The organism is Mesorhizobium sp. P2_E7 (assembly GCF_056403855.1).
Genome location: NZ_JBFUER010000001.1, coordinates 1,980,264 through 2,002,118, shown reverse-complemented (window position 1 = coordinate 2,002,118; position 21,855 = coordinate 1,980,264). Strand labels below are relative to the sequence as shown.

Here is a 21,855-nt window from a genome sequence, read left to right as displayed (position 1 = left end):
GCTAGTGTGATCGCGGAGGACACAACATGCCGTCGCTGAGCTTGCGGATAAATCTCGATCCCGACGGGCGCATCGGTCCGGGCAAGATCGAGCTTTTGGAGCAGATTGCCACCTTCGGTTCGATCTCGGCCGCCGCCCGCGGCATGGAGATGTCCTACAAACACGCCTGGGACCTGGTCGAGGACATGAACAGGGTGTTCGGCAAGCCGCTCGTCGCAGCACAGACCGGCGGCCGCAAGGGCGGTGGCGCGCAGCTGACCTCGGTCGGCCTGGCGGTGGTCAGCCGTTTTCGCGCCATCGAGCGGGCAGCGGCTGCAGCTGCCGCCACGCATATGGCGGCGTTGCAGGCGGAGATTGATGCTGGGTGAGGGGGGAAGGAGTAGGGCAGTAGGGCAGTAGGGCAGTAGGGCAGTAGGGCAGTAGGGCAGTAGGGCAGTAGGGCAGTAGGGTTAATCGCCTTCGCCTGCTTTGCGCAGCAGATACGTATCCATGATCCAGCCCTTTCTCTCGCGGGCTTCCTCACGAATTCTCTCGATCTCCGCACCGACATCGCCCAGACGGCCCGAGACAACAATCTCATCCGGCGTGCCGAGATAGGCGCCCCAGTGGATGATCAGATCCTTGTCGGCCAGCGTGTTGAAGGCGCATTTGCCGTCGAGCATCACCACCGCGCTGCCGGCATTTCCAGGCATGCCTTCTTCGGTCAGGCGGCGGCCGGTGGTGATCAGCACGGGGTCGCCGATGCGGTTCAGCGCCATTTTGTGGCTGGCGGCGAGCGCTTGGACGGCGGTGATGCCGGGAATGACCTCCAGCTCGAACCCGACATTGCCTCTCAGCCGCACCCGCTCGAGGATACGCAGCGCGCTGTCATAGAGCGAAGGGTCGCCCCAGATCAGGAACGCGCCGCAACCGTCTTCGGCAAGTTCGTCGCGGATCAGGCCTTCGTAAATTTCGGCGATCGCCTCGTGCCAGTCGTCGACGGTCGAGCGATAGGAGGGCGCCGGTTCGGCGCGCACCGGCACGTCGAATTCGACGCGGCGTGATTTCGGGTTTTTGACGAAGCGGTCGCAGATCTGGCGGCGCAATTCGGCAAGATCGTTCTTTTTCGTGCCCTTGTCGGGAATAAACAGGACGTCCGCCCGGTTCAGGCCGTCTATGGCCTGGACGGTCATATGGTCGGGATTGCCGGCGCCGATGCCGATGACGAGAAGCTTGCGCATGAGGCGAACTCCTGCCTGATCGAAACCTGTTAGTCCAGACCGCCGATTGGCGTGTCCAGACCGTCGTGATGCCGGTGCGGCAGCGGAAGGGCTTTGAAACGCCACATTGAAACGGCTAGGGTCGCCCATTCCTGGCGAGGGGCTTCGATGTTGCGATATGTTCTGACTGTAGCGCTGGCGCTTTCAGCCGCGCCCGCACTGGCCAATGATTCGACCGCCGAACTCGGCACCGGTGGCCTGATCCTGTCGCGCAGCGATGCGGTGGCGATGCAAAGCGAGGATCTGTTCATCTCGCCGAAAAAGGTGACAGTCGACTACGTCTTCCACAACAACACCGACAAGGATGTAAATGCCATCGTCGCCTTCCCGTTGCCCGACATCGAAGGTGACCCAGAGGAAATGCCGGCCATCCCGGAAAACCAGAGCGACAATTTCCTCGGCTTCGAGGTGACGATCGATGGCGCGCCGGCAAAGCCGCAGCTCGAGCAGAAAGTGTTCGCTGTCGGCATCGATATCGGCGCCGATCTGAAGGCGCAGAACGTGCCGTTCAATCCATTCGGCGATGCGGCCAAGGCGGCCCTGGCGAAGCTGCCGAAAGCGGTCGCCGAGGATTGGGAGAACCGCGGCATCATCATCGAGGATCCGGGCAGCGACGGTACTGAGGCGAACAAGGTCTACACGCCGTGGTGGCAGTTGCGCTCGACCTATTGGTGGCGTTCGACCTTTCCGGCCAACAAGGATGTCCATGTCTCGCACCGCTACAAGCCCAGCGTCGGCGGCACGTCCTCGGTCAGTTTCTTCTATGACGGCAAGTTCTCCGAGGGCAGCCAATATACAAGCTACAAGACCCGGTTCTGCATGGACGACGGGTTCGAGAACGCGGTGCGCCAGGCAGCCAAGGCCGACGGCTATCCGCATTTTTACGAGAACCGCATCCAATATATCCTCACCACCGGCGGCAACTGGGCGAACGGCAGCATCGGCAAGTTCAAGCTGACCGTCGACAAGGGCAATCCGAAAGCGCTGATCTCGTTCTGCGGCGACAATGTCAAAAAGGTCGGGCCGACGACCTTCGAGACGACGGCGCAGGATTTCTATCCCGAGCGCGACATCGACATTTTGCTTTTGGAGCCGTCGGATGACGGCGCCGGGGAAGCCAACTGATGGACGTCGCAATCTATGTCGCCATCGCCGAGAACGGCGTCATCGGGCGCGACGGCGGGCTGCCGTGGCGGCTGTCCACCGATCTCAAGCGCTTCAAGGCCGACACGATGGGCAAGCCTGTCATCATGGGCCGGAAGACCTATGAAGGTATTGGGCGGCCGTTGCCGGGCAGGCTGAACATCGTGGTGACGCGCGACAAGGCCTGGCGCGCCGAGGGTGTTGAGACAGCAAACTCGCTGGAAGCCGCGATCCAGCTGGCCACGGTGCGCGGGCGTTGCATGAGCGGCGTCGATGAAATCTGCGTCATCGGCGGCGGCGAGATCTATGCGCAGGCGCTTCCGCTCGCCGACCGCCTGCATGTCACCCATGTGCTGGCCAAGGTCGACGGCGACGCGCATTTCCCTGACATCGATCCGGACAGTTGGCGAATTGCCCGTTCGGAGGATTTTCCCGCTGGCGAAAAGGACAGCCACGCAACGCGCTACACAGTCTACGAGCGCCGCCGGCCAATGACACAGGTGTCCTCATGACGGATAACAAGCGTCAGCTGCTCGGTGCCTTCATGGATTTACTGAGCGCGGAGATACGCTCGCGTATGGGAAATGAACCTGCGCGTGAAGCTGCGCACCAGTGGATCTTCGGCAACACCGCGCTTGAGGCGCCGCAAGCAAGCGGTGAGCGACCCCAGCGCCAGCCGGCTTGTCGCCACCTTCCGGCATGCTTTGCCGAGCTTGAAACGATCGGCGGCAATCTCGGCAAGCTCGCCGCCGCGCTGCGCGAGATCGAGCCGCATCTCAGCTGGAGCAATCAAAGCGAGCGTCGCAAGTCGGCGGTGCTGGCCGAGAATTACGCCGATTCCTTCATTGTCGGCCCGGGCGGTTTCGTCCCGAGCGGTCAAATCGAGATCGGAGTGTCGGTCATGGCGCCGCATACGACCTATCCAGACCATCGGCATCCGCCGGAAGAGCTTTACCTTGTTCTGTCTGAAGGGGAATGGCGGCAGAATGCCGAGGCGTGGCATGAACCCGGGGTCGGCGGGGTCGTCTACAATCCACCTGACATCGTTCATGCCATGCGCTCGGACGCCAAGCCGCTTTTTGCCATTTGGTGCCTTCCCCTCGACAATACGCCGCATTCATAAGGCGACTTATTGGAATTTGCTGCTTGCAGCGGTCCAAATCGGACGGTGCAGTGTCGGATCGCGTTGAAAGCGCATCGCGGCGTCCCTATAGAAGAACAACTGGATTTTGCGCCGCAAGGCCGGCGCTGAGGGAATTCCAAGCGAAAGGACATTCATGCCCTGGAACGACAAGAGCGGTGGCGGCGGCGGCCCATGGGGCGGCGGCGGCAACAATCAGGGACCCTGGGGGCAGGGACCAAAGGGGCCTGGCGGCCCGCAAGGGTCACCTCCCGATCTCGAGGACATCATCCGCCGCGGCCAGGACCGGCTGCGGCGCGCGCTGCCCGGTGGCGGCGGCGCCAGCCCGGCCGTGTTTGCGCTGATCGCAGCCGCCCTGATCGTGCTGTGGGCGTTCAAGGCGGTCTACACCGTGCAGCCGGACGAGGTTGCGGTCGAGTTGCGCTTCGGCAAGCCGAAGCCGGAGCTGTCGCAGCCGGGTCTGCATTTCCATTGGTGGCCCGTTGAAACCGTCGAGACAGCCAACATCGCCGAGCAGCTCGTCGATATCGGCGGCGGCGGCGCGACGAGTGGCAACACTTCCGGGCTGATGCTGACCGGCGACCAGAATATCGTCAACGTCCAGTTCTCGGTGGCCTACCAGGTCTCCGATCCAAGGGCCTATCTGTTCGACGTCTCCGATCCCGAAGGCATGCTGCAGCAGGTCGCTGAAAGCGCCATGCGCGAAGCCGTCGGCCGGCGACCGGCCCAGGACATCTTCCGCGACGATCGCCAAGGCATCGCGGCGTCGGTGCGCGAAATCATCCAGACGACGCTGGACGGCTACAAGGCTGGCCTAAACGTCAACGCGGTTTCGATCGAGGACGCGGCGCCACCACGTGAAGTGGCGGACGCGTTCGACGAAGTGCAGCGCGCCGAACAGGACGAAGACAAGTTCGTCGAGCAAGCCAACCAGTATTCCAACCAGAAGCTCGGCCAGGCGCGCGGCGAGGCCGCACAGGTCCGTGAAGACGCTGCGGCCTACAAGAACCGTGTCGTGCAGGAGGCCGAAGGTGAGGCGCAGCGCTTCATCTCGGTCTATGACGAATACGCCAAGGCCCCCGATGTGACGCGCAAGCGCCTCTATCTGGAAACGATGGAGAAGGTCCTGAAAGACTCCAGCAAGGTCATCGTCGAACAGGGCAATGGGCAAGGGGTCGTCCCCTATTTGCCGCTGCCGGCACTGCAGCCGAAGGCCCCGGCGCCCGCGCCCCTTGGCGCCACGACCGGAGGAGCCCAGTGATGGCCAATCGTCTTCCCATCCTCGCCGTCATCGCGGCCGTGCTTCTGTTCCTGATCTACTCCTCGGTCTTCGTGGTCAACGCGCGCCAGCAGGCACTTGTGCTGCGGTTCGGCGAGATCGTCGACGTCAAGAATGAACCAGGCATCTATTTCAAGGCGCCTTTCGCCTTCTTCGACGCCGACAGCGTGCAATTGATCGAAAACAGGGTGCTGCGCTTCGATCTCGACAACATCCGCGTCCAGGTTTCGGGCGGCAAGTTCTACGAGGTCGACGCTTTCATCGCTTACCGCATCTCGGATCCGCGCGTGTTCCGCTCCGCCGTGTCCGGTCAGATCACACTGGCCGAAGCCCGGCTTCGGACGCGTCTCGATGCGGCGCTGCGCCGTGTCTACGGTCTGCGCGACTTTGAGGCGGCACTCTCGGAAGAGCGCGCCGTGATGATGCGCGAAGTGCGCGATCAGCTCAGGCCCGACGCGACGTCGCTCGGCCTGCAGATCGAGGATGTGCGCATCCGCCGGACCGACCTGACGGCTGAGGTTTCGCAACAGACCTTCGACCGGATGAAGGCCGAACGTCTGGCCGAGGCCGAACGGCTGCGGGCGCGCGGTAAAGAGGCCGCGCAGCGCATCACCGCACGAGCCGACCGCGAAGTGGTGGAAATCGTCGCCGAAGCGCGCAAGGAATCGGAAATCCTGCGCGGTGAGGGCGAGGCCCAGCGCAGCGCGACCTTCGCCGATGCCTACAAACGCGATCCGGCCTTCTTCGACTTCTACCGGTCGATGAATGCCTATGGCACGGCGCTGGACAATTCCGGGACGACGATGGTGCTGTCGCCGAACTCGGAGTTCTTCCGCTTCTTCCGCAATCCGGATGGCACGGACGCAAAGCCGGCGGCACCTGCCGCTCCGGCGACGGCTCCCGCCGCGCCGGCAGCGCAACCTGCACCCGCCCAGTAGGGCGGTGCAGGATTTCCTTGCGGCCATAGGCCTGGTCCTCGTCGTGGAGGGCCTGGTCTATGGCGGTTTTCCCGGCCTCGCCAAGAAGCTTGCCGGCGAAGTGCTGTCGATGCCGGAGAATGCGCTGCGCATCGTCGGGCTGGCGGCCATCGCTATCGGCGTCGGCATTGTCTGGCTGGTGCGTGGCTGAAGACAGTTGATTTGGGACGTAACGGAGGATTTATCCTCCTGATGTGGCCATAGCCGCAGATGTGCCGTATTTCTTGCCAACATGACGCGACGCGGCGTTTTGCCGAAGCGCTTTTTCTTTTCAGCAATTCCGGGAGGCTCTCGATGACATCCAACACCCTTCTGCGCGCTGCGCGGCGGACGTTCATCGCAGGTGCTGCGGCACTTATGGTCGGGGCGCTTGCCGTTCCGGCTTTCGTGACGCCGACGGTGGCCGCGGACGGACCGGCTTCGGTCGCCGACCTCGCCGAAGGCCTGCTCGGTGCGGTGGTCAACATCTCGACCTCGCAGACCGTGAAGGGTACGGAAGGTCCGGGCGCGGTGCCGATGCCGCAACTGCCGGAAGGTTCGCCGTTCCAGGACTTTTTTGACGATTTCTTCAAGAACCGTGGCGGCGACAAGGATGGCGGCGCGCAAAAGGTGCAGTCGCTGGGTTCCGGCTTCGTCGTCGACGCCGAGCAAGGCATTGTCGTCACCAACAACCATGTGATTGCCGACGCCGACGACATCGAGGTGAATTTCTCCGACGGCGTGACGCTCAAGGCGACGCTGGTCGGCACCGACACCAAGACCGACGTCGCGGTGCTGAAGGTAGACCCGAAGGGCCACAAGCTGACGGCGGTGAAGTTCGGCGATTCCAACAAGATGCGCGTCGGCGACTGGGTGATGGCGATCGGCAATCCGTTCGGCCTCGGCGGCACGGTGACGGTCGGCATCGTCTCGGCCCGCAACCGCGATATCAATTCCGGTCCCTATGACGACTTCATCCAGACCGATGCCGCCATCAACCGCGGCAATTCCGGCGGGCCGCTGTTCAACAGCCTGGGCGAGGTCATCGGCATCAACACGGCGATCATCTCGCCGTCGGGCGGCTCGATCGGCATCGGCTTCTCGATCCCCTCGCAGCTTGCCTCGGGCGTCGTCGACCAACTGCGCCAGTTCGGCGAAACCCGCCGCGGCTGGCTCGGCGTGCGCATCCAGCCGGTGACCGACGACATCGCCGAGAGCCTCGGCATGGCGACCGCAAAGGGCGCATTGGTGGCCGGCGTCATCAAGGGCGGACCGGTCGACAACGGCACCATCCTCGCCGGCGACGTCATCATCAAGTTCGACGGCAAGGACATTCATGAAATGCGCGACCTGCCACGTGTCGTGGCGGAAAGCCCGGTCGGCAAGGCGGTCGACGTGATCATCGTGCGCAAGGGCGTCGAGCAGACGGTGAAGGTGACGCTCGGCCGGCTCGAGGACGGCGAGAAGCTCGCCAGCGGCGAAGACGGCACCACCGACGAGGACAAGGGCGGCGACAAGGCACCGGCGGTTTCGACGGCTTCGGTGCTCGGCATGACCGTCGGCGAACTCAATGACGAGACGCGGACCAAGTTCGGCATCGCCGCCGATGTTTCCGGCGTCGTCATCACCGACGTCACCAAGGATTCGGCCGCGGCCGAACGCGGCATCCAGGCCGGTGAGGTGATCACCGAGATCGCGCAGGAATCGGTTGCCACGCCCAAGGACGTCATGGACCGGATCGGCGCGCTGAAGGAGCAGGGGCGCAAGAACGCGTTGTTGATGCTGGCGTCGAAGACCGGCGAATTGCGGTTCGTGACCATCCGGATGGACTAAGGTGTGTTGAAATTCAGGTCAGTCTGAGCTGAAAACGGCGGAGAACCGATGGCTCATGCGAGGCATCGAAACGGTTGTGTATTCTCTTAGTCCGATTGCGGAAATGTAACCTTTTCACTTGTTATGTATCAGTGGTTCTCGCCGGAGGGAGGCCATGAAAACGCGCGGCGGCTGGCGCAGCCGCAATCCGAGGCTGGCCGATGCATTGGCAGTGGCCATCGCGGCATTGCTGGTCGGCATTCCAGCGTACGGTGTGTTGCGGGGCGATTTAGCGGTCCCCTTTCAGTTGAGCTTAGGGCGTCCTCGCTATTACCATTTTCGTGGCGCGGAGCTTTGGCTGATATTCGCTGCGTTCGTTTGCGTCGGCGCATGCGCATTGCTCGAGGTCTGGGCTCGCCGACAAACCAAGCCGGATGGGGAGTCTGCTCGACGCGTGGCCGCCATACTGGGCACGGCGGGAGTATTCGTCATATTGGCGATGATGGTCTGGGCCTCATATGGCGTAACCCAGCTTGAATGACGGATGCAAAGACGCTCCTGACAGCTCCCAACGATGAACTCCCGTGGAGTCCACAAAACTGGATAATCGATTGGTTTTCAGCACAAAAAACGGCTAGCGAGCCACTTTTTTTCTTGCCTGCCAGTCCTGCCGCGACAGCCTGTAGAGGACATGCCGCTTGAGATGCGGATGGCTGTCGGGGATGGATGGGTGATCGAAATCGCGAGCCGGGTCAGGGCTCATGCCGAGGCGCTCCATGACGGCCGTCGAGCGGCGGTTGGCCGCGACGGCGAAGGAGACGATTTCGTCGCGGTCAAGCGTTTCGAAGCCAAAGGTGAGCCAGGCTTCGGAGGCCTCGGTGACATAGCCCTTGCCCCAGAATTCCGGCGCCAGCCGCCAGCCGATCTCGACCGTATCGGAAGGCATGGACGGCACGTGATCGGTCTCCAAGAGGCCGACAAAGCCAATGCATTCGCCCGTCGCGGCAATCTCGGCGGCGGCAAAACCAAAGCCGTCCTCGGCGATCCAGCCCCGGAATTCGTCCATCTTGGCATCCGTCTCGGCACGGTCGCGGCGGAACGGGAAGAACTCCATCACCCGCTCGTCCGAATTGATGCGATGGAAAAGTTCGCGGTCGCGGTCTTCCCAGTTGCGCAGGATCAGGCGCTCGGTGCGCATCGGTTTCATCCGGCAAACTCCTCCTGGTGATAGCCCTGGAGATAGAGCAGCGCCGTCAGGTCGCCATGGTCGATGCGAACCTTGGCTTGCGCGGCCACAGTCGGCTTGGCGTGGAGCGCAACACCGGTGCCGGCCAGCCGGATCATGTCGAGGTCGTTGGCGCCGTCGCCGACGGCGATGGCGTCGGCCGGCGTCAGGCCCAGGCGGGCCGAAATCTCGTTCAGCGCATCGGCCTTGGCGGCGCGGCCGAGGATCGGCTCGGCGACCAGGCCGGCAAAGCGCCCGTTTTCTTCGATCAGGCGGTTGGCGCGGTTTTCCTGGAAGCCGAGCATGTCCGCGATGCGGCTGGTGAACACGTCGAAGCCGCCGGAGACGAGTGCCGTCCAGGCGCCGTTCTTCCGCATCGTCTGGACCAGAGCGCGACCGCCCGACGCCAGTGTCAGGCGGTTGGCGATGATGCGGTCGACGACGGCTGTATCAAGGCCTTTCAGCAGCGCCACGCGTTCGCGCAAGGCTGGCTCGAAGGCGATCTCGCCATTCATCGAGCGCGCCGTGATGGCGGCAACGCGATCCTTGACGCCGATCTCGTCGGCCAGTTCGTCGATGCATTCCTGGTCGATCATGGTCGAATCCATGTCGGCGAGCAGGATTGTCTTGCGGCGCGTGTCAGCCTGCTGGACGATGACGTCGACGGGTTCGGAGCCGACTGCAGCGCGCAAGGCGGCGGTTGTCTCGCCGGCTTCAACTCCTTCGGCCAGCACCAGATCGCAAGCGATGCCTTCACCCAGCCAGCGAACAGCGCTTGCGCCGACCGACCGTGAGGCCATATTCGCAAGCGAGGCCGAGACAGCGCGGCTGGCGGGGTGGGATACAAGCGTGGCAATGAGCGGCATGGAAAATTCCGGGCAGGCGGGCGAGGGCCGCGTGAAGAACGCGATCCTGATAGCCGGGCCGACCGCCAGCGGCAAGTCGGCGCTGGCGCTCGATCTCGCCGAGCGCAAGGGCGGCATCATCGTCAACACCGATTCCATGCAAGGCTATTCGGTGCTCGACGTGCTGACGGCGCGGCCGGCGGCCGCCGATCTCGCCCGCGCGCCGCACTTTCTCTACGGCCACGTGCATCCCTCCACCGCCTACTCCACCGGCGCCTGGCTGCGCGACGTGATGAAGCTGATCGATGATGGCACGCTTGCCCTGCGGCCCGATGGCGCTGCCTTCGAACGTCCGGTGATTTTCGTCGGCGGCACCGGGCTCTATTTTCGGGCACTTGCCGAGGGGATTTCGGAAATGCCCGACATTCCGCAACAGGTGCGCGACCGCTGGCGCTACGAACTCAAGGAGCAGGGTGCTGCCAAGCTGCATCGCCTCCTGATGCACGAGGATTCCGCGGTCGCCATGCAACTGAAGCCGACCGATGGCCAGCGCATCGTGCGGGCGCTCGAGGTGCTCGACGCCTCCGGCCGCTCCATTCTCGAATGGCAAGCGGCGCGCGGGCTGCCGCTGATCGACCGCGACAGTGCGCGTTTCTTCGTCATCGAACCGGACCGCGCGGCCCTTGTAGAGCGGATCGAAGCAAGGTTCGACCGCATGCTCGACCATGGCGCTCTCGATGAAGTCAAACGGCTTGTGGCGCTTGGTCTTGACCCTGACCTGCCGGCGATGAAGGCGATCGGCGTTCGCGAACTCTCGGCCGCGATGGCGGATGACATCAGCTTCCCTGAGGCCATCGAGCGCTGCAAGGCCGCGACGCGGCAATATGCCAAACGGCAAACGACGTGGTTTCGTCATCAGCTCGGCCCGGAATGGCTGAGATTGCAGCCTGGCGACGACCCGAAAACCGCGATTTGATTTTGCTGCTGCTAATACAATTAAAGAAACAGAAGCTGAAATGAACATTCCCGTTCCGGTTGTCTGGATTAACAGTCCGTAAGGCGCCGTCATGCCATAAACCCGGCAGGTACTTTTCCAACGGGGAGCAGATGCGTTTCCACAAGGCGGAATCCGCATTTTTCGTCTTTATTTTTGTGATCCTCGCCGCAGGCCTGGTGACGCTACATTCCTATGGCCTGTTGCAAGGCATTGCAGAGGACATGGATACGGCGTCGCGCATCGAGAGGATCGCCTATCTTAACACGCTGCTGTTCATCACCGGCGTGCTTCTGGCGACGGCGCTGTCCTTCGGCGTCTTCTTCATCTACCCGCTGATCCGCAGGCAGGCGACGGAAGAGGGCAAGCTGCGGGCGATGACGGTGTCGCTCAGCGCCCGTTCGGAGACGCTGCAGCATGCGGCGCTGACCGATGGTCTTACCGGTATGCAGAACCGGCGCTATTTCGACGATGCGCTGAGGGAATATCTCGAGGAATTCCGCCGCATCGAGAAGCCGGTCGGGCTGATGATCCTCGACCTCGATCACTTCAAGCAGGTCAATGACACACATGGCCACGATGTCGGCGATGAGGTACTGCGGGCGGTCGCCAATTGCCTCAAAGGCATGACTAGATATCACGACGTGGTGGCGCGGCTCGGCGGCGAGGAGTTTGCCGTGGTCACGCCCAACATGGATGCGGAGTTGTTGGCGAAATTCGCCGAACGCATCCGCAAGGCAGTTGCCAATATGTCGGTGCTGTCGGGCAATGTCCGCCTCAAGATCACCACCAGCGTCGGCCTGGCTGTGTGGGACCGCAAGGAAACGGCCGAAGAATTTTACCGCCGCGCCGACCGCCAGCTCTATGAGGCGAAGAGGCAGGGCCGCAACCGCGTCTGCGCCTAAAATCCCATCATTGAATTCGTGAGGCTGGCCGCCTGCTGCCGCCTTCTGCGCTTCCGGCCTTCGCCGGCCGAAGCACTCATGAGTGGTGTGACTGTCAAGGCTACGGCCGGCGTAGGCCGGTGCTCACGGACTAATGTCCGCTCCGCTCCGGTTCTCGAAGACGGCACCATTCGACTCAGCCTGACGAATTCCCTGATGGGATTTAGCTAAGCTGGCCGACGAAGCCGGGCTTGGACACCAACGCGGCTTTCCAATTGTTCGCCAGAAGGACGTTTCGTTTAAGCTCAATCGTTCTGCGAGCGCATGCCGAAGGTGGCGGGCTTGAGGCCGTAGCGCATGTCGAAATCGTCGTCGGGCTGGATGCGCTGGGCGGTGGCCGGCTTGCGGTAGTCGGGATCGCCGGCCTGCCGGCTGGAGTCCACCACTTCGGCGAAGGCCATCTGCTGCTGCGGCTTCGGCACGTTGCGCAGTCGCTCGACGATGGCGGCGAGATCGACATCGCCGTCGACATCCGACTCCAGATCGTCGCGCTTGGCTGTGCCGGGGATCAGTTCCTGTGCCAGTTTCTCGAATTTCAGACGCATGGTCGTTGCGACACCTTCGCCGAAGGCGATGGCTTCGCGCTGGCCCATGGATGACAGGAAGGCCAGCGTCGAGGCGGAGGAATCGGCGATCGCCGAGCGGATGATCGCCTGGTCCTGCTCGTTGGCCAGCCGCATGGCGAAGAAGGTCGAGCACTGCGACAGGATGGTCGGATCGAGCTCGCCCGGGCGCTGGGTGACGACGCCGAGATAGCAGCCATATTTGCGGCCTTCCTTGGCGATGCGCGACAGTGCATGCCTTGTCGGTGCGAAGCCGAGGCGAGCATCGGCCGGCATGTAGCGGTGCGCTTCCTCGCACAGCAAAAGCAGTTTCAGCCGGCCCTCGCTCCACAGAGCGAGGTCGAAGGCGAGTCGCGCCAGCACCGAACAGACGGAATTGACCACCTCGGACGGCATGCCGGCCATCTCGAAGCAGGTCACCGGGCGGCCATGATGCGGCACCCGAAAAATGTTGCCGATCGTCTCGTGGATCGTGTCCTCGATCAGCCGCGAATTGAACATGAAGCGATAGCGCGGGTCGGATGCGGCCGACTCGATGCGCGTCTTCAGCGATTTCAACGTCGGGCGGTCGTTCTTGCTTTCCAGGAGGCCCATGCGCTCGTCGATCTGCTTGATGAGATCGACCATGCGGTAAGGAACCGGCGTGTCGGCGGTCAGCGCATCGCTGCCGCGCCGCACATAGGAGCCGGAACTGGGGTTGCGATAGAGGTTCTTGGCGGCGGGGATCAGATCGCGCAGCACATCGACTTCTTCCGCCACGACCTCCCGGCCGCGAAACAGCACTTCGGCGAATTCCTCCAGCCTGAACATCCAGAACGGCAGATCGAGCGTCTTGGAATCGACCCGGACGCAGAATTCCGGCAGCGACGCCGCGAATTCATTGTGCGGATCGAGAATGAGGATGCGCAGATCGGGCCGGGCGGCGATCGACTTGCGCAAAAGCAGCGAGACCGCCGTGGACTTGCCGACGCCGGTCGTGCCGACAATGGCGAAATGGCGCGCCAGCGTGTCGTCGATGGCGATGTTGGCGTCGATTGCCTCGTCCTGCGACAGCGTGCCGATGGTGATCGAATGGCGTCCGGCAAGATCGTAGACCGCCTGCAGGTCGCGGCTGCGGATGCGATGCGCAATGGCGCCGATGTGCGGATAGGTGGTGATGCCGCGGTCGAAGATCGGGCGGTCGCCGGGCTCGGCGCCGTCGCGTACCTCGCCGATCAGTTCGACGCTGACCTCGATCGGGTTCTGCCCCTCACTGCTCCAGGCGCGATCCGATTTGCCGATCTCATAGACCAGGCCAACGGTCCGCGATGTGCCGAGATTGATGGAGATCATCTTGCCGACCGTCCACAGGCCGGTGACCGCGCCTTCGAGGTCGTCGGCATAGGCGCTGATGGTGGCACGCGCACCGTCGCACTGCACGACATTGCCCAGAATGCGCTTGTCGTTCTGCTCGGCGCGGCGGCGCTCCTGCGAGGTCGGTTCTCCGACGGAGGCTTCGCGCTCGACAAACATACGGTCCGATCCCCATTTCCGTGGAGCGTCGACCCTACGCAAATGGGGTTAAGGTGGCGTGTGACGGGATGGTGTAGCAGGCGTTAACCGATCAACGAAAATTCAACCGACCAGCCTCTTTCCCAACGCTGGAATTTCGATATATTGGACAAATGACTGATATAGCGAATGACATTTCCTCCACCATCGGCAGAAGAATCCACTCCGAACGAGCCTTGCGGAACTGGTCACTGGCAGATCTGGCGGACCGCTCCGGTGTCTCGAAAGCCATGCTCAGCACCATCGAGCGGGGCCTGACCAGCCCGACTGCGGCGCTCCTGGTGCGCATCGCCGCCGCCTTCGGCATGACGCTGTCGACACTGATTGCGAGGGCGGAGCGGCAAGGCGGCGGCCTGCTGCGCGAAAGCCAGCAGCCGGTGTGGCGCGACCCCGGCACGGGCTATGTCAGGCGGCATCTATCGCCGGTCTCCGACATGCCGCTCGAACTGATCCGGGTGCAACTGCCGGCCGGCGCCAAGGTGAGCTTTCCGGCCGCGTCGTATGCCTTCATCAAGCAGCAGATGTGGCTGATCTCCGGGCGGCTCGACTTCACCGAAGGCGACGTCGTGCACAGTCTCGAGCCCGGCGACTGCCTGGCGCTCGGCGCGCCGTCGGACTGCACGTTCGACGCGGTCGGGCCGCAGCCCGCCGACTATCTGGTTGCGCTGGTCAGAGGCTAAAATCGTGGCAAGACGTCCCAAGCGCTCCGACAATGGCGGACCGCCGCTCGATGATTACAAAGGCCCGCCATGGGGCAAGGGCGATCCCTACATCTTCCTGGCGTGGCAGGCCGCGCACGCCAAGGCGTGGAAGGCACCGAGCCGGGATGTGATGCTGATGCGCATGGCAAAGGCCGAGCAGCTCGGCCTGACCTATGAGGAATACACGCTCGAAATCCTTGAACGCGGGTTGCACCTGCAGCCGAAAGACACCGACCGCATTGCCGCGATCAAGGCCGCGCGAAAGCGGCGCCGCGTAGCTCGACTGGATTAGCAATGGACACTGCACACATGGATGCCATCGAAATCAGGTCACTGACTGCGGAAACACGCGACATGCTGGCCGACCTCCTGATCGAGACGGTCGCGGCCGGCGGCTCGGTCAGCTTCATGCATCCGCTGTCCCGGCAGGCTGCGAGAGCCTTCTGGGACAAGTCGCTGGAGGCAGCGGAGAAGGGCGAAAGAGCGGTGCTCGGCGCCTGGCAGGGAGACGCTCTCGTCGGCACCGTGACCTTGCTGCTCGACTTCCCCGTCAACCAGCCGCACCGGGCCGAGATCGCCAAGCTGATGACCCGTGTCGCGCATCGCGGCAAGGGCATTGCTAGCCGGCTGATGCGGGCCGCCGAAACCCTCGCCGTCGAAAAGGGCCGCACGCTGCTGGTGCTGGACACGGCGACGGAAGAGGGCGCTTCCGGCCTCTACGAAAAACTCGGCTTCACGCTCACCGGCGAAATACCGGACTTTGCCTTGAAGCCGCATGGCGGGCTGACCGGCACGCTCATCTACTGGAAGCGTGTCGGCCAATCCTCTGATGGTCCTGCCTAACCCTTGTGATGAACCTGCTGCAGCCCGTAGACCGGCGTCGCGATGCCTTCCATCCGCGCCTTCAGCTGCAGCGACAGAAACTGCGAATAGTGGCGTGACTGATGCAGATTGCCGCCATGGAACCACAGCGCCTCCTGCTGCGTCGGCTTCCACATGTTGCGCAATTCGCCCTCCCACGGGCCGGGATCCTTGGTGGTATTCGAACCGAGGCCCCAGCATTTGCCGACCTTGTCAGCGACTTCTCTTGAAATCAGGTCGGCCGCCCAGCCGTTCATCGAGCCGTAGCCGGTGGCGTAGACGATGAGATCGGCCGGCAGTTCGGATCCGTCCGAGAGCAGCACCGAATGCGCCTTGATCTCCTTCACCTCGACGCCGCTCTTCAATTTGATCGAGCCGTCGATGATCAGGTCGGAGGCGCCGACATCGATGTAATAGCCGGAGCCGCGCCTGAGATACTTCATGAACAGGCCGGAGTCGTCATCGCCCCAGTCGAGCATGAAGCCGGCCTTCTCCAGGCCTTTGTAGAAGTTGGCGTCGCGCTTCTTCATCTCCGCATAGGCCGGGATCTGGAACTCGTGCAGGATCTTGTAGGGCAGGGAGGCAAAGATGAGATCGGCCTTGGCGGTGGTCATGCCGCTCGCGACAGCCTTTTCCGAATAGAGCGAGCCGAGCCCGATCTCCATCAGCGTGTCCGACTTGACGATATGGGTGGTCGAGCGCTGCACCATGGTGACGTCGGCGCCGGCTTCCCAAAGGGCGGCGGCGATGTCGTGTGCGGAGTTGTTCGAACCGATGATGACAGCCTTTTTGCCCACATAAGCGTCGGGGCCAGGGTGCTTCGAGGAATGGTGCTGATCGCCCTTGAAGCTATCCATACCCTTGAAGTTCGGCATGTTGGCCTTGCCGGACTGGCCGGTGGCCAGCACCAGCTGCATCGGCTTCAGGGTGGTGTCCTTGCCGTCGCGGCGCACGACAACGGTCCATTCCTTCTTCTTGTCGTTATAGACAGCGCTCTTGGCCTCGGTCGAGGACCAATAATTCAGCTCCATCACCTTGGTGTACATTTCCAGCCAGTCGCCGATCTTGTCCTTGGGCGAGAAGACCGGCCAGTTCCGGGGAAAGTCGATATAGGGCAGATGGTCGTACCAGACGGGGTCGTGCAGGCAGAGCGACTTGTAGCGTTTGCGCCAGCTGTCGCCGGCTCGCTCGTTCTTCTCCACGATGATCGTCGGCACGCCGAGTTGCCTGAGCCGCGCACCGAGAGCGATGCCGCCCTGGCCGCCGCCAATGATGAGCGTATAGGGCTGCGTCTTGAAGCCGAGCTCGACCGCTTCCTTCTCGCGCTCTTCCTTCCAGGTCGGGCGGTTCTTGCCATGGCCATGCTTGGCGCCGAGCGGGCGGTCGAAGCCGGCCGGCTCCTCATGGCCCTTGAGCTCGACCATGGTGGTGAGCAGCGTCCAGATCTTGCCGTCCTTCAGCCTGATGTGACCGAAGCCGCGCGCCACCGCCGTCTCGAAGCTGATCCAGCCGTCGAGCACGCCGTCACTTTCGGTGGCATCCTCCCCCTTGGCGATCGCCCAGTTCGACGGTTTGGTCTTGGCCAACTGGCTGACCAGCATCTCGCGCACTTGGTCGCGCCCTTCCATCGTCTTGACGTTCCAGGTGAAGCTGACGAGATCGCGCCAAAAACAATCCTCCTGGAAGCAGGCGACGGCCTTGTCGATATCGCCGGCGGCAAGGGCTGCGCCGAAGCGATCGAGCAGGTCGGACAGCTTCTTGTTGGGGGCCTTGTCGAGCATCGAATTTCCTCCGCGATTTTTTCTGGCCGCCTGTAGCGGGCGGAACCCTGCCGAAGCTTGACGTCCGGCCTTGCGCAGTATCGCGGCAAATTATGCGCGGCGTCACGTCGTCCAATAGTTTGGCGCGTATTCAGGGACTTATCGGGAAATCGGGGTACCGAAGACTGTGGCGAACCAGCGGCGGACCGCTTCCTCGGCTGGGCTCAGATGCGCGCCCGAGGGTGCCGTCAGATAGTGGCCGGCGCCGCTCGACAGCGCAAAGCCGGAAAGCGTGACAAGCGATCCGTCGCGCAGCGCTGCATCGGCCAGCGGGCGCGAGCCTAGCACCATGCCGGCGCCGTGCTTTGCGGCCTCCAGTGCGGTCACGAAACTGTCGAATTTGTGCGTCGGCCCGAGCGTCGGCTTCATCCGCGCGACGGCGAACCATTCACCCCACATTTCGCGCGCGCCGACGACCGTCAAGCGCGGCAATGCCGTCCAGTCAGCGATTTTGGCAAGGCCGGGCGCGGCCATCGGTGTCAGTGTTTCGCGGGTCAGGCGGTCGGCCTGGCGTCCGGCGAAGGAACTGGAGCCAGCGCCGAAACGAATGTCGAGCCCGCCGGAGCGCTCACCATAGTCGGCCGGGGTGTGGATGGTCTCGATCTGCAACTGGACGAAGGGCAGATCTCCAGCCATTTGCGGCAGCTTCGGCGCGATCATCAGCACCGCGAAAGAAATCGGCGAGCGGATCGTCACGCCCTGGATCGTTCTCGGTTCGAACAGCTCGCGCGTGCTGTTGGCGATCGTGGCAAAGGCCGATTGCAGATGCGGCAGGTAGGCACCACCTTCCGGCGTCAGTTCGACGCCACGCGCCAGGCGGATGAACAGCGGCTGCTTCAGCCGCTCCTCGAGCGAACGGATGTGCTGGCTGACGGCAGCCTGGGTCAGACCGAGCTCGGCCGCGGCGGCGGTGAAATTCGACAGCCGCGCGGCGGCTTCGAAACTGCGCAGCCAGTCGAGCGGTGGCAAGGGGAGGGTCGTCTGAGGCATAAGTAGTTTATGGCCATTGGCTGCAAAATGATAATTTGAATTATGCCTCTCGCGCCTTCACCATGCAATCGGAAACCCTGCGGAGCTGGCCGCAGGGCATAGCGGACAGGACGGATTTTCATGCTCACCCACGCGCTGATCGGCGACGAAGGCAGAACAATCGAACTCGGCTGGAAGGACGGCGCGCGCACCCGCTTCCATGCCGTGTGGCTGCGCGACAATGCGCTGGACGACAAGACGCGCAGCGCCGGCAACGGCCAGCGGCTCATCACCATTCTCGACATCCCGGCCGCTACAAAGATCGGCGCCGCCGCGATCCAGGGCGATGCCCTCGAGGTCAGCTTCGTACCGGAGGGAAAGACGGTGCGCTTTCCCGCGGCATGGCTGAGCGCCAACGCCTATGATCGCGACGCCGCCCGTGAGCCCGGCTGGACCGGCGAGGGTACGGTGCGATGGACCAAGGCCTCGATGCAGAATTCGGTGCCGCGCGCCGGCTATGCCGCGGCCAGCTGCGACCGCGCGGTGCTCAGGCAATGGCTGTCGGCGGTGCGGGCCTATGGCTTTGCGGTGATGGACGATCTGCCGACCGAATCCGGCGCGCTGTGCAAGGTCTCCGATCTGTTCGGCTACATCAGGGAGACCAATTACGGCCGCTGGTTCGAAGTGCGTGCCGAGGTCAATCCCAACAACCTGGCCTACACCAATCTCGGCCTGCAGGCGCACACCGACAATCCCTATCGCGATCCGGTGCCGACGCTGCAGATCCTGTCCTGCATAGAGAACACGGTGGAGGGCGGCGAATCCAGCGTCGTCGACGGTTTTGCCGTGGCGGCCGCGCTGCAAGCCGAGAATCCCGAGGGCTTCCGTCTGTTGAGTTCATACCCGGCGCGTTTCGAATATGCGGGGTCGTCGGGTGTGCGGCTGCAGGCCAAGCGGCCGATGATCGAGCTTGGGCCTGATGGCGAACTCATCGCCATCCGCTTCAACAACCGCTCGCTGGCGCCGACCGTCGACGTGCCGTTCGCCGACATGGAGGCCTATTACACCGCCTATCGGCGGTTCGCCGAACTGATCGAGGATCCGTCGTTCGAAGTTACTTTCAAGCTCGAACCGGGGCAGGCCTTCATCGTCGACAACACCCGCGTCATGCATGCCCGCAAGGCCTTTTCGGGCACCGGCAAGCGCTGGCTGCAAGGCTGCTACGCCGACAAGGACGGCCTGTTGTCGACGCTCGCGGCAATCGAGCACGGCTACAAGGAGGCTGCGGAATGAGCGGCCAGGATTTGAACGCGGACAACATCGTCGAGTTCATCGCCGACATTTTTGAGCGCCGAGGGGCGGAATCCTATCTCGGCGAGCCCGTCACCATGTCGGAGCACATGTTGCAGGGCGCCTGGTTTGCTGAGAAGGACGGCGCGCCTGACGTGCTGGTGGCGGCGGCACTGCTGCACGACATCGGCCACTATACCAGCGAGTTCGGCACCTATTCGCCCGACGATGTCGAGGACAAACATCATGACGAGGCCGGCGGCGAGGTGCTGGCGCCGTTCTTTCCGCCTGTCATCGTCGACTGCGTCAGGCTGCATGTCGCCGCCAAGCGCTATCTCTGCGCCACCGACCCGACCTATTTCGGCAAGCTCTCCCAGGCTTCGGTACATACGCTGTCGCTGCAGGGCGGACCGATGAATGCGGATGAGGTCGCCGAGTTCCGCAAGAACCCGTTCCATGAGGAAGCGGTACGGGTCCGCATCTGGGACGAGGCAGGCAAGATCGCCAACATGAAGACGCGGACGTTTCGCGACTACGTGCCGCTGCTGCAGCGGGTTGTCCGCGACTTCGCCAATGGCACCTAACGTCAGGCGGGGAGGGAGACAGCCCATGTGTTTCTGCTTCGACGGCGAAGGCGCGGTGGCTGCATACCGGCCAGAAGCCTGTGAACGACGGCCAGCGGCGACTGCTTCATCGCCGGTCGTTATCAGCGACGTGTCCAGCCGACTTGCCACTGCCGGTTCGTCAAGGCCGGGCGACCTGGCGTCCGGTCGCCATCTTGCCGCTGCACCCGTTCCGTTGTATTGACCGCGCCCAATCAGCGGCGCCCCTTTCATCGCGCCGCACCCGTACCAACCACGCTTTGTAAGGAGGCGACTATGAGATCACCATCACGCATTTTGCGCCTCCGCTGGCGATGGGCGAGTTGAGCCGCTTCACGGCTAATCCCCATTTTCTGACAAGCTGAGAGCCGTGCCGCGAGGCGTGGCGGCTGTCACCATTCGAAGGCGATCACATCGATACCCAAATGCCCGGTCGGAGCCGTGGCAAACCGGTTGAAGCCAAGCGCTTCCGCCGACGATGGCGGCTGTCTGGAGGTCTGAGATGCACCTTTGCAACACGCTGTCAGGCCATTGTAAACATTGAAAGAATGGCTCTTGCGCCTGGGTCGTTGCAGGCGTAGTGACGCCGCCATTCGCAACCGTCATCCCCAAGAGGAGACCTGTACATGTCACGGCAATCCAGATCGACACATTCCGTGCCGGCGCTGGAATTGCGCGCGGCTGACAGGGTTCCAATCGGGAAGAACGGCCATGGCCAGGTCCATGATACAGCTCAGGCAGGATGCCGAGCGCCAACGTAATGAAGCATACCAGGCATCGTTGCAGCGTGTGTCCGCCGCACCACGTCCCGCTCCGGATTTCGAGCGGGCGCTCGACGAGGTGCGTCGGGGCTATGCCGGCGTTGCCATCCGCGACGGGGCGCTGTGGCGCCCGAAGCTGAAGACGCGCGACCCTGCGCGGCTGCGGCTGGCGGCTGCCCGCTACCTCTATGCGCGTTATCCGGTTTCGGCCGCGCTCGAAGCCATCTGGCTGGACAGGTCGGGGCTGGATAGCTCGGAGATCGCGCTGCGCCTGGCCTGGTACATAGCGGTTGCGGGTGGCCAGTCGCTCTACAAGGCGGGCGCCAATGAATGGCTGTCGCGCAAGGAGGTGCATTGCTTCCTCAACGTGTCGAGTGAGCTCGGCTTCCGCGAGGCATTCTGGTTCGCGATCGTGCGGTCCTACACTGGCGATAGCGGGCTGGCGGCACGGCTTGCGCGCACCAAGATTGCGCGCACGCCGCGTGGCGAACTCATCTTCTGGCGTGAAGTGGCGCGCTTCTTCTGCGAGCAGCCAACGTCGAAGGAGGAGATCGACGATCTCTGCGACTATATCGCCGCCATGCACCGGCGCGACAAGGCGTATAGCCTGAAAGGCCGCACGTTCGCCTCGCTGCGCCGGCAGATGTCGCAGTGGCATCGCGACATTGCCGCCATCGAGCGCATTGAGGCCATGCGCCGCCGCGCCGCCGGTCGGGCCGCATTGGCTCCGGGCAGCGCCTGGGAGGGTTCGCGCCTTGAGGACTGGGAATGGGAACCACCGGCCAAGGAGGCGAAGGCGCATGGCGAGCGCTTCTTCGTCCGCCAGCTGAAGACGGCCGAGGATCTGGTTGCCGAGTCCAGGGCGATGCATCACTGCGTCTCGACCTACGCGGTCAAGTGCATTGCCGGCAACGCCTCGATCTGGACGCTGCGGCGCAAGGCGCTTGGCAAGGCCGAGCGGCTTCTGACGATCGAGCTCGACCCGCAGCACCGTGCGGTGCAGGTGCGCGGTTTCGGCAATCGCCTGGCAACGCTTGAGGAACAAAAGATCCTCAAGCGTTGGGCCAAGGCGAAGGGCGTGGCGCTCTGGGCCTGAAAATGGAACATCCGCGCGGCGTGAATGCCGCGCGGATTGCCCG

At 63.3% G+C, this 21,855-nt stretch carries 23 protein-coding genes; 17 read left to right on the top strand and 6 right to left on the bottom strand.

The annotated features are described in order from the left end of the window. Positions 1 to 26 precede the first annotated feature (26 nt). On the top strand, positions 27 to 368 hold the full coding sequence (locus AC1DYC_RS10130; RefSeq protein WP_203278662.1) for a winged helix-turn-helix domain-containing protein: 342 nt from the start codon (positions 27 to 29) through the stop codon (positions 366 to 368). An 81-nt stretch (positions 369 to 449) separates the two neighbouring features. Here AC1DYC_RS10130 and cobF read toward each other — a convergent pair whose 3' ends face one another. Then, complete coding sequence (gene cobF, locus AC1DYC_RS10125) at positions 450 to 1,220, bottom strand: precorrin-6A synthase (deacetylating) (RefSeq protein ID WP_477405907.1); 771 nt, start codon at positions 1,218 to 1,220, stop codon at positions 450 to 452. A 147-nt stretch (positions 1,221 to 1,367) separates the two neighbouring features. Between cobF and AC1DYC_RS10120 the strand changes: the two genes are divergently transcribed. From AC1DYC_RS10120 to AC1DYC_RS10085, 8 genes are all read left to right on the top strand, one after another. Next, complete coding sequence (locus AC1DYC_RS10120) at positions 1,368 to 2,384, top strand: DUF4424 domain-containing protein (protein ID WP_477405905.1); 1,017 nt, start codon at positions 1,368 to 1,370, stop codon at positions 2,382 to 2,384. Continuing rightward, a complete protein-coding gene (locus AC1DYC_RS10115; RefSeq protein ID WP_477405903.1) occupies positions 2,384 to 2,914 on the top strand; it encodes a dihydrofolate reductase in 531 nt (176 codons plus the stop codon). Before AC1DYC_RS10120 ends, AC1DYC_RS10115 begins: the two co-directional genes overlap by 1 nt. After that, positions 2,911 to 3,525 carry a dimethylsulfonioproprionate lyase family protein gene (locus tag AC1DYC_RS10110; RefSeq protein ID WP_477405901.1) on the top strand — a complete coding sequence of 205 codons (615 nt, stop codon included), beginning with the start codon at positions 2,911 to 2,913 and terminating at the stop codon, positions 3,523 to 3,525. Before AC1DYC_RS10115 ends, AC1DYC_RS10110 begins: the two co-directional genes overlap by 4 nt. Positions 3,526 to 3,679: 154 nt before the next feature. After that, entirely contained in the window at positions 3,680 to 4,804 is a 1,125-nt protein-coding gene (gene hflK / locus AC1DYC_RS10105; RefSeq protein WP_477405899.1) for an FtsH protease activity modulator HflK, read from the top strand. Then, positions 4,804 to 5,760 carry a protease modulator HflC gene (gene hflC / locus AC1DYC_RS10100; protein ID WP_477405897.1) on the top strand — a complete coding sequence of 319 codons (957 nt, stop codon included), beginning with the start codon at positions 4,804 to 4,806 and terminating at the stop codon, positions 5,758 to 5,760. Before hflK ends, hflC begins: the two co-directional genes overlap by 1 nt. Positions 5,761 to 5,764: 4 nt before the next feature. Continuing rightward, positions 5,765 to 5,950, top strand: a complete 186-nt coding sequence (locus AC1DYC_RS10095) for a DUF2065 domain-containing protein (RefSeq protein WP_477405895.1) — start codon at positions 5,765 to 5,767, stop codon at positions 5,948 to 5,950. Between the two features lie 143 nt (positions 5,951 to 6,093). Next, positions 6,094 to 7,611 carry a DegQ family serine endoprotease gene (locus AC1DYC_RS10090; protein WP_477405893.1) on the top strand — a complete coding sequence of 506 codons (1,518 nt, stop codon included), beginning with the start codon at positions 6,094 to 6,096 and terminating at the stop codon, positions 7,609 to 7,611. A gap of 154 nt (positions 7,612 to 7,765) precedes the next feature. Beyond that, a complete protein-coding gene (locus tag AC1DYC_RS10085; protein ID WP_477405891.1) occupies positions 7,766 to 8,131 on the top strand; it encodes a hypothetical protein in 366 nt (121 codons plus the stop codon). Between the two features lie 93 nt (positions 8,132 to 8,224). Here AC1DYC_RS10085 and AC1DYC_RS10080 read toward each other — a convergent pair whose 3' ends face one another. Together AC1DYC_RS10080 and serB are read right to left on the bottom strand one after the other, a co-directional pair. Next, a complete protein-coding gene (locus AC1DYC_RS10080) occupies positions 8,225 to 8,797 on the bottom strand; it encodes a GNAT family N-acetyltransferase (protein WP_477405889.1) in 573 nt (190 codons plus the stop codon). Continuing rightward, a complete protein-coding gene (gene serB / locus AC1DYC_RS10075) occupies positions 8,794 to 9,681 on the bottom strand; it encodes a phosphoserine phosphatase SerB (RefSeq protein WP_477405887.1) in 888 nt (295 codons plus the stop codon). Before serB ends, AC1DYC_RS10080 begins: the two co-directional genes overlap by 4 nt. Here serB and miaA point away from each other — a divergent pair. Together miaA and AC1DYC_RS10065 are read left to right on the top strand one after the other, a co-directional pair. Continuing rightward, positions 9,671 to 10,636 carry a tRNA (adenosine(37)-N6)-dimethylallyltransferase MiaA gene (gene miaA, locus AC1DYC_RS10070; RefSeq protein WP_477405885.1) on the top strand — a complete coding sequence of 322 codons (966 nt, stop codon included), beginning with the start codon at positions 9,671 to 9,673 and terminating at the stop codon, positions 10,634 to 10,636. The genes serB and miaA overlap by 11 nt on opposite strands. Positions 10,637 to 10,767: 131 nt before the next feature. Further along, complete coding sequence (locus tag AC1DYC_RS10065; protein WP_477405883.1) at positions 10,768 to 11,559, top strand: GGDEF domain-containing protein; 792 nt, start codon at positions 10,768 to 10,770, stop codon at positions 11,557 to 11,559. Between the two features lie 284 nt (positions 11,560 to 11,843). On the opposite strand, the gene AC1DYC_RS10060 is transcribed toward AC1DYC_RS10065, so the two are convergent. Next, entirely contained in the window at positions 11,844 to 13,673 is a 1,830-nt protein-coding gene (locus AC1DYC_RS10060) for an ATP-binding protein (RefSeq protein ID WP_477405881.1), read from the bottom strand. A 152-nt stretch (positions 13,674 to 13,825) separates the two neighbouring features. On the opposite strand from AC1DYC_RS10060, the gene AC1DYC_RS10055 reads away from it, so the two are divergent. The 3 genes from AC1DYC_RS10055 to AC1DYC_RS10045 are packed head-to-tail and all read left to right on the top strand — an operon-like array spanning position 13,826 to position 15,256. Next, positions 13,826 to 14,392, top strand: a complete 567-nt coding sequence (locus AC1DYC_RS10055) for a helix-turn-helix domain-containing protein (protein WP_477405879.1) — start codon at positions 13,826 to 13,828, stop codon at positions 14,390 to 14,392. Positions 14,393 to 14,396: 4 nt separating this feature from the next. Beyond that, on the top strand, positions 14,397 to 14,705 hold the full coding sequence (locus AC1DYC_RS10050; protein ID WP_477301351.1) for a hypothetical protein: 309 nt from the start codon (positions 14,397 to 14,399) through the stop codon (positions 14,703 to 14,705). Between the two features lie 17 nt (positions 14,706 to 14,722). Then, positions 14,723 to 15,256, top strand: a complete 534-nt coding sequence (locus tag AC1DYC_RS10045; protein ID WP_477408237.1) for an N-acetyltransferase family protein — start codon at positions 14,723 to 14,725, stop codon at positions 15,254 to 15,256. On the opposite strand, the gene AC1DYC_RS10040 is transcribed toward AC1DYC_RS10045, so the two are convergent. Both AC1DYC_RS10040 and AC1DYC_RS10035 read right to left on the bottom strand, forming a co-directional pair. Then, positions 15,253 to 17,055 carry an NAD(P)-binding domain-containing protein gene (locus AC1DYC_RS10040; RefSeq protein ID WP_477405877.1) on the bottom strand — a complete coding sequence of 601 codons (1,803 nt, stop codon included), beginning with the start codon at positions 17,053 to 17,055 and terminating at the stop codon, positions 15,253 to 15,255. The two genes, AC1DYC_RS10045 and AC1DYC_RS10040, sit on opposite strands and share 4 nt — an antisense overlap. Positions 17,056 to 17,193: 138 nt before the next feature. Beyond that, positions 17,194 to 18,084: a LysR family transcriptional regulator gene (locus tag AC1DYC_RS10035; RefSeq protein WP_477405875.1), complete on the bottom strand. Its 891-nt coding sequence runs from the start codon at positions 18,082 to 18,084 to the stop codon at positions 17,194 to 17,196. Between the two features lie 120 nt (positions 18,085 to 18,204). Here AC1DYC_RS10035 and tmpA point away from each other — a divergent pair, with 120 nt between their 5' ends. From tmpA to AC1DYC_RS10020, 3 genes are all read left to right on the top strand, one after another. After that, a complete protein-coding gene (gene tmpA, locus AC1DYC_RS10030; protein ID WP_477405873.1) occupies positions 18,205 to 19,356 on the top strand; it encodes a 2-trimethylaminoethylphosphonate dioxygenase in 1,152 nt (383 codons plus the stop codon). Further along, positions 19,353 to 19,937 (top strand): (R)-1-hydroxy-2-trimethylaminoethylphosphonate oxygenase, encoded by a 585-nt coding sequence (gene tmpB / locus AC1DYC_RS10025; RefSeq protein ID WP_477405871.1) that lies wholly within the window; start codon positions 19,353 to 19,355, stop codon positions 19,935 to 19,937. Before tmpA ends, tmpB begins: the two co-directional genes overlap by 4 nt. 729 nt (positions 19,938 to 20,666) lie before the next feature. Continuing rightward, positions 20,667 to 21,812 carry a PcfJ domain-containing protein gene (locus AC1DYC_RS10020; protein ID WP_477405869.1) on the top strand — a complete coding sequence of 382 codons (1,146 nt, stop codon included), beginning with the start codon at positions 20,667 to 20,669 and terminating at the stop codon, positions 21,810 to 21,812. Positions 21,813 to 21,855: the final 43 nt, after the last annotated feature.

Coding starts and splice junctions, on each gene's coding strand:
- AC1DYC_RS10040 (WP_477405877.1), bottom strand. CDS start 17,055: ATGCTCGACAAGGCCCCCAACAAGAAGCTGTCCGACCTGCTCGATCGC.
- AC1DYC_RS10020 (WP_477405869.1), top strand. CDS start 20,667: ATGGCCAGGTCCATGATACAGCTCAGGCAGGATGCCGAGCGCCAACGT.
- AC1DYC_RS10055 (WP_477405879.1), top strand. CDS start 13,826: ATGACTGATATAGCGAATGACATTTCCTCCACCATCGGCAGAAGAATC.
- AC1DYC_RS10045 (WP_477408237.1), top strand. CDS start 14,723: ATGGATGCCATCGAAATCAGGTCACTGACTGCGGAAACACGCGACATG.
- tmpA (WP_477405873.1), top strand. CDS start 18,205: ATGCTCACCCACGCGCTGATCGGCGACGAAGGCAGAACAATCGAACTC.
- hflK (WP_477405899.1), top strand. CDS start 3,680: ATGCCCTGGAACGACAAGAGCGGTGGCGGCGGCGGCCCATGGGGCGGC.
- AC1DYC_RS10110 (WP_477405901.1), top strand. CDS start 2,911: ATGACGGATAACAAGCGTCAGCTGCTCGGTGCCTTCATGGATTTACTG.
- serB (WP_477405887.1), bottom strand. CDS start 9,681: ATGCCGCTCATTGCCACGCTTGTATCCCACCCCGCCAGCCGCGCTGTC.
- AC1DYC_RS10080 (WP_477405889.1), bottom strand. CDS start 8,797: ATGAAACCGATGCGCACCGAGCGCCTGATCCTGCGCAACTGGGAAGAC.
- AC1DYC_RS10060 (WP_477405881.1), bottom strand. CDS start 13,673: ATGTTTGTCGAGCGCGAAGCCTCCGTCGGAGAACCGACCTCGCAGGAG.
- AC1DYC_RS10115 (WP_477405903.1), top strand. CDS start 2,384: ATGGACGTCGCAATCTATGTCGCCATCGCCGAGAACGGCGTCATCGGG.
- AC1DYC_RS10035 (WP_477405875.1), bottom strand. CDS start 18,084: ATGCCTCAGACGACCCTCCCCTTGCCACCGCTCGACTGGCTGCGCAGT.
- AC1DYC_RS10065 (WP_477405883.1), top strand. CDS start 10,768: ATGCGTTTCCACAAGGCGGAATCCGCATTTTTCGTCTTTATTTTTGTG.
- cobF (WP_477405907.1), bottom strand. CDS start 1,220: ATGCGCAAGCTTCTCGTCATCGGCATCGGCGCCGGCAATCCCGACCAT.
- AC1DYC_RS10130 (WP_203278662.1), top strand. CDS start 27: ATGCCGTCGCTGAGCTTGCGGATAAATCTCGATCCCGACGGGCGCATC.
- hflC (WP_477405897.1), top strand. CDS start 4,804: ATGGCCAATCGTCTTCCCATCCTCGCCGTCATCGCGGCCGTGCTTCTG.
- AC1DYC_RS10090 (WP_477405893.1), top strand. CDS start 6,094: ATGACATCCAACACCCTTCTGCGCGCTGCGCGGCGGACGTTCATCGCA.
- miaA (WP_477405885.1), top strand. CDS start 9,671: ATGAGCGGCATGGAAAATTCCGGGCAGGCGGGCGAGGGCCGCGTGAAG.
- AC1DYC_RS10085 (WP_477405891.1), top strand. CDS start 7,766: ATGAAAACGCGCGGCGGCTGGCGCAGCCGCAATCCGAGGCTGGCCGAT.
- tmpB (WP_477405871.1), top strand. CDS start 19,353: ATGAGCGGCCAGGATTTGAACGCGGACAACATCGTCGAGTTCATCGCC.
- AC1DYC_RS10120 (WP_477405905.1), top strand. CDS start 1,368: ATGTTGCGATATGTTCTGACTGTAGCGCTGGCGCTTTCAGCCGCGCCC.